This is a genomic window from Microcystis sp. M31BS1 (assembly GCF_020245285.1).
GTDB lineage: Bacteria > Cyanobacteriota > Cyanobacteriia > Cyanobacteriales > Microcystaceae > Microcystis > Microcystis panniformis.
Genome location: NZ_JADBVE010000162.1, coordinates 1 through 6,735, shown reverse-complemented (window position 1 = coordinate 6,735; position 6,735 = coordinate 1). Strand labels below are relative to the sequence as shown.

At 45.7% G+C, this 6,735-nt stretch carries 3 protein-coding genes and 1 pseudogene; all 4 read left to right on the top strand.

Going from position 1 to position 6,735, the window contains the following annotated elements:
* Window positions 1-107, top strand: a pseudogene (locus tag IM509_RS24345) (glycogen/starch/alpha-glucan phosphorylase); the annotation flags it as partial.
* Between the two features lie 72 nt (window positions 108-179).
* Complete coding sequence (locus IM509_RS09295; protein WP_334311335.1) at window positions 180-977, top strand: sulfotransferase; 798 nt, start codon at window positions 180-182, stop codon at window positions 975-977.
* Window positions 978-1,160: 183 nt separating this feature from the next.
* Complete coding sequence (locus tag IM509_RS09290; RefSeq protein WP_185237637.1) at window positions 1,161-5,246, top strand: twitch domain-containing radical SAM protein; 4,086 nt, start codon at window positions 1,161-1,163, stop codon at window positions 5,244-5,246.
* 60 nt (window positions 5,247-5,306) lie between these two features.
* Window positions 5,307-6,626 (top strand): radical SAM protein, encoded by a 1,320-nt coding sequence (locus tag IM509_RS09285; protein WP_249264968.1) that lies wholly within the window; start codon window positions 5,307-5,309, stop codon window positions 6,624-6,626.
* The last annotated feature ends 109 nt before the right edge of the window (window positions 6,627-6,735 follow it).

The following is a 6,735-nucleotide window of genomic DNA, read 5'->3' as shown; positions in this document are numbered from 1 at the left end:
TTCTCAACTCGGTTCGTATGGCCAAATTCTCTAGCGATCGCACAATCTGGGAATATTGTCAAGAGATTTGGAAAGTTAATCCGGTCAAGATTAGTTTAGAGGATTAAAAAACTCGGTCAAGTTCGGGTTTAGTCTTTGACTGGCCCGAATTTTGGAACCGTAGCCCCCAAAAATGCTTGATGAAAACGATGAAATTTATTATTCTTTGCTATCCAAGAACTGGTTCAACACTTCTGATTACAGCTCTAGGAGCTCATCCGCATCTGCGTCAAGGAATGGAATTATTTAATCCAGAACTAGAGGGAGATGATCCTTGGGTTCATTGGCGCCAAGAGACTTTTAATCAGCTTTACGGTGAACAGGAAACCTACCTCAACCCTCAGAAGAATCTCGATGGTGAGCGATTTGATTTAAGTTTGTTATCGAGGGAATTTTTTCGAGTTTTTGACGGTACTAAAATTATGTACGATCAACTTGAGCGACAGTCTCCCGTCTGGGATCATTTAAGATCGATGCGGGATTTAAGAATCATTATTTTAAGGAGAAATATTGTCGAGGCGGCTGTGAGTTTTCGGATTGCCATGGCAACTAATATCTGGTTTGTTCCCAATGAAAAATCCTATATTTGGTACGTCCCTGGCCAAGAAACTAAGCCACCTTCCCTCTCTTTAGAATATCCCCTCTGGTACTTCGACTGGTTTTACAATTATTATTGCGCTGCGGAAGAATTTTTTGTCAATCTATTTCAGGATCAGGCCAAGATGGTGGTTAATTACGAGGAGATGATAGCCAATTGGGAGCAAACTATCCAAAACTTGCAAGTTCATCTGGGGGTCGAGCCGCTCGCTATTCCCATGATGTTCGACAAGAGAACCAATGGTACAATCAAAGAACTTATTTCTAACTATGATGAGATCAGAACGTACTATGACCATCATCCAGTTTTAGCCGCTCATTTTCAAGCAGTTTCATCATGAGCGTAACCGGTTGAGAAAATAAAAATTATTAAATTTTAAAAATATTCTCTTGTTTGGGCTGCCAATTTACTTTAGATTTTAAGTACAGCGTTTCTCCTCAAGATCAGGTGCGACCTAATTGGGTATCGACGACCGACTCCCCAAAAGAAAAACTTTGTACCTCACCATTAAGATAACTACTATATGCTCCCCAAAACATTTTGTATTCTACCTTTCTGCCAAGCCATGATTACTAACGATGGCAAGGTGAAATTATGCAGTCTGAATCATGGAACTAATCTGGTATCAGAAGGACGAATTCTCTCCTTGCATCAGTCTTCTTTAGAAGATATTTGGAATTCCGAGTATTTTCGTCAGCTGCGGCGGCAAATGCTAGCAGGAGAGAAGATAGCCAGCTGTGCCAAATGTTATGCCCTTGAAGCTGAAGGCAGTACAAGCATTCGTCAAGTGATGAACCGTTACCCTAGTCAGAGGATTCCGGTTGCCGGGGAGGAGCAGATAATGGAATGGGCAGCGGCGATCGTTGATGAGCGTGGGGGGCAAGCACCACCTCCCTCAGCCTTACATCTGTGGCTGGGCAATCTTTGCAATTTAAAATGTCGGATGTGTTCGCCGATGTTTAGTTCCCAGATCGCTGGCGATCCCGTACAAGCGCAATGGTTTGATGATCGTCCGCGCTCAGAAACGCTGCTGCCAGTCTACCTCAAGGGCGTAGAATACACTGGTTTCGGTGAACTGAACAAGCAGGGTGAAAAGTTGACCCGACCAGTAATCTCACAAAAAGTGACGATTTCCCTGACCGCTAAGGGAGAACCAGTGGATTTTATCGAAATCTCTGGTCAGAAACAGAGCAAGCAACTGTATCACTTATTGGTCATGACAGAAGACCAACTGTTGGGCCAACAATTATTAGCTGGAAGTGGTGAATGGCGAGTGGTCGTCAAACCCGATCTGGTCTGGAATCCTAGTTCTCGCCTTGAATTCTCCCTGCATTTTCTGCCCGTATTTTACCTTCCGCCCTTAACCAGCACTCGCACAGCGAAACTAAATATCTATCGTTGGGGTTCTCCGCTGGGTATTGATATCGATAACTTGAGGATTGTCAGCAAACCACAGAGCGGAAAGAGACAACCAAAGGAATTTTTAAGCCGTATTCCTGAAAATCCCCATTGGTCTTCCAATGAAAAGCTGGTTTTTGAGGAAATCTTAGCCCATCCAGAAAGCCTCCAGCATATCAACTTTACGGGAGGAGAGCCGTTTATCCAGCCCGCTTTTGCCACTATTCTCAAGAAATTGATAGAAACCGATCACGCCCAACACATCTCGCTATACATCAACACGAACGGCACTGTCTATAATCGTCGTCTTTCGGAAATGCTGCGTCAGTTTTTATCCGTAGAACTGGCTTTTAGTGTGGAGGGAGTCGGTCAGTTACAGGAATATATCCGAACGCCTTCTCGGTGGGAAATGATCTCGCGTAATATATTATCCTTCCAGAAAGACCATATTCCCTTATCTGTTCGTCCCACTGCCCAAGCTTATAATATCTTCGGCATTTTAGAGCTGGTGCGTTGGTGTCAAGAACAGGGTCTGAGATACATCTTAAACAATCTCATTTGGGAGCCAAGGTTTTTATCCCTAGATATGCTGCCGCAACTGGTCATTGATGAAGCTCGACAGGATTGGCAGCAATACTTAGAGCAAGAGTGTGATGAAGATAATCGATGGCACATAGAAACAATAATCGCCGCTTTACAACGACCACGCCCCGAACCGAGGGAATTAGCCGTTTTACAAGACGCATTTATTCGCTATACCAACGATATCGATCGATCAAGAGGACAATCCCTCGCCGTCGCCTGTCCTAGACTTTATGATCGTCTCATCGCTGCCGGTTGCGACTTTGGCTCTAAGTACCGTTTCAGCCAACCAAAGATGACTGATGCCAGTATCGTTATTACCACCTGTGAAGTCAATCAACACCATGGTACAGGTGCATTAGTCAAAAAAATAGTTGCTGACACTGCCAATATTCTGTCGATTCGTTCTGTGGATTTGTATGGGGGAGAACAGGACTTGGGGGCAATCGCTCTTTGTCTATCTAATCGTGGTTTGTCAAGACCAGAAGCAGTGAAAAACACTGTCCATGCCGTCAGAATTTTCCATGAATATAAGGTGACGCGCCTTCTTTGTGTTCCTTACCTGGCCGAGGATTTAATCACAGCGATCGTACTGCAAGACTTGTATCAAGTTCCCTTGGCCGCTTACATTATGGACGATCAAAATATTTGCGTGAATAATATTCCCGATCAATTGATGGGGGAATTTTTAGGTAAATGTTCCCTACGGCTAGTCACCCATCCCGAATTGCGAGCAGCCTACGAAGCCAAATATCAATTGGAGTTTTCGTTACTGCCCGCATTGGTATCGGAGCAGTTAATTTCCCCGACTCCCCAATTAGCCAATCTTAACTCCCGGTCGGCCAATGTAGGAGCTTTGATTGGCAGTATTTCCAGTCAGCAATGCTTTGATTTATTATGTAACACGATCAAGGCAGCGGGAATCGAACTCGATTGGTACAATGGCACGGTAGATTGGTATCAAGACAATCAATACCGTCAGCAAGAGGAGCATTCAGAACTAATTAAAAATCGAGGCATTCATCTCTGTGGTCTGTTGCCAGAAGAAAAACTGGTACAGATATTAAGAAACTATGCCTATTTAGTGCTGCCGACGGGTGCCTTAGCAGAAGGCGATCATAACCCTCGATTGTGGCGAATGATTTTTGCGGTGGCTACGGCGAATATCCCGATAATTGTTTTGGGCCAGGAAACCACATCGGCAGCTCAATTTATCCGACGATTTCATCTAGGAGTTGTCTGTGATTATCAAGGGGAAAGTTTAAGACAGGCTCTAGAGCAGCTAAGAGACCCGAAAAATTGCCAACAGATGCGCCAAAATGCGGCGGCCATAGCCTCAAAATTATCAGCCAAAGGGATTAACCAATGGCTATGGGAATCGATCGATCAGGGCAAACCGCGGGATGGACGTTTTGAGGAACTGTTCGCAGACAATCTGGAACAGGAAGAAATAAATAGTCAAGAGTCGCCCCTCTGCCAAGAACCGATGACCAGTGAGGAAATTTTAGCTCACTGTTTTCCCCAACGTCTTGCCCACGGTTATGACGGGCATCTGGTAGATATTAATAACATTGATTACATCGATATGGTGTCTGGTTGGGGTTCCAATATTCTTGGTCATGGCTACCAACGGGTAGCGCGGGCTGTGGCCGAACAGATGTTCAAATACTCTAACCTTGGTATGGTCGGTCCGGAATGGCAAAACCTCTACGAGCTGCTGACTCGCTTGATCCCCTGTGCCGAAACCATGCACTTAGTTAAAAATGGCTCCGATGCAACGGCAGCGGCCGTTCGACTAGCTCGTTCGGTGACGGGACGGGTTAAAGTGCTGCATCGAGGTTATCATGGTGTTCAGGATTGGTACATGGCCTCGATTCAATGTCCGGGGGTGCCGAGTAGCCATTACGGGCAAATTATTAGTCTTGATGTGTTAGAGGTGGAGGGCGTTCAACGGGCTTTTGTCGAGCATCCTGGGGAGATTGCCTGCCTGATTATCGATCCGATGGCTTGGCCAATTCCCGATCGAGAAACTATGTTAACTATTCAAGCAATCGTTCAAAAAGAAGGGGCGCTGTTGATTTTTGATGAAGTGGTCTCTGGTTTCCGGGTGGCCATTGGTGGAGCCCAAGAGTTTTGGGGGATTGTACCCGATCTGGCCTGTTATGGCAAGGCGATCGCTAATGGTCTACCTCTCTCGGTGTTAGTAGGTCGTGAGCAGTGGCTACAACAAATGTCATCGATTAACTACGGTCTGACTTTTAGCCTAGAAGCGGTTTCAATCGTGGCGGCGATCAAAACGATTAATGAGATTAGCGATCGTCAAGTCTGTCAAGACTTAGCAGCAAAAGGTCGTATTTTAAAAACCGCCTATGGCGAAATTTGTCGAACCCGTGGAATCGAGTCCGCCTTAGTGGGACATGATTGTCGCCCAGAGCTAAAATTTTGGAAAATTAACGGCTTTTCTGGCGATTATTGTCGTAATCTGATGAATTATGAACTGGCACGCCAAAAAGTATGCACCTATGGCACTTTTAACCTCTGCTATCGCCACACCCAGGACGATATACAAATGGTCATCTGCGCCCTAGAAAAAGCCCTCGCTCGCGTCGCCTTGACCCTCAAGGGCTAGAATCAGTAATCAGTAATCAGTGATCACTCCCGACTCGAAAAATTCCCCACTCCTTTTCCGATGCTACCAAAAACCTTTTGTATCCTCCCTTTCTCCCAGATGACCATTGTTAATGATGGGAAAGCGCAATTGTGTTGTCGCACCGATCTCAATCCGATGTCAGAGGGGCGTTGTCTGTCGTTACACTGGGCTACCTGCGAGCAGATTTGGAATTCCGACTATCTGCGCTCGGTGCGAAGCCAAATGCTGGCTGGGGAAAAAATCCCCGACTGTAGCCAATGTTATAGCACGGAAGCCGATGGTGGGACTAGCCTTCGCCAGATTATGAATACCCAAGCTGAACAACTGTGGCGGGTTTCAGGAGAAGAGGGCATCTTGGACAAGGCGACGGCGATTGTTCGTGAGGGGGGCAAAGCACCACCGCCCTCGGCCTTGCACCTGTGGCTAGGTAATCTTTGTAATTTAAAATGTCGAATGTGTTCGCCGATGTTTAGCTCCCAGATTGCGGCCGATCCCATACAAGCACAATGGTTTGGCGATCGAATCCGTGCGGAGATACTTTTACCCGTTTACCTCGATGAAGTCAAATATACAGGTTTGGGCGAACTAACTCGGCGTGGCGAAAAGTTAACCCGTCCAGTAAAAAGGGGAAAAGTCACCATTTCCTTACCCGCCAACGGAGCGGCCATCGATTTAATTGAAATTTCTGGCTGGAAAAATTGTCATCAACCCTGTTATTTATCAGTAATGGCAGGAAAACGAGCAATAGCCCGACAATTATTATCAGACGGTCAGTGGCAAATAGCGATCGAACTCGCTCCCACTGAGGAAGCCATCTCTAGCTTAGAATTATCCCTACATTTTCTGCACCTATTGCAGCCGCAATCCTTACTCAGCAATTATCAAGGAGAACAAATCTGTAGTTGGGGTTTACAACCCTGTATCGATATCGATAACTTGCGGATTGTCAGCCAGAAAAAGAGCGATAAGGGACAAGAGAGAGAGATTTTAAGCCGTATACCCGAAAATACCCAGTGGTCTTCCAATGAAAAGCTGGTTTTTGAGGAAATATTGGCTCATCCGGAGAGTTTGAATTTGCTTCTATTTGCTGGGGGTGAACCATTAATCCATCCCATGTTTCCAGCTATTCTCAAAAAACTAATCGACACTGATCACGCAGGACACATCTCGCTTTACATCAGCACCAATGGCACTGTCTATAATCGTCGTCTTTCGGAAATGCTCAAACAGTTTTTATCGGTGGAACTGGCTTTTAGCGTGGAAGGGATCGGTCAACTACAAGAATATATTCGTTATCCCTCTAGATGGGAGAGGATCGCTCGTAATATCCCACATTCCGCACCCTCAACTGTCACATAAGCTGTCCCCCTCCAGAGACTTGAGTAAAAATACTTATCTGGTGAAGGTTTTCTCGGTGGCCGTTAGGGGGATATTGAGACCCCTAATTATGAAAAAATAGGAATTGTTG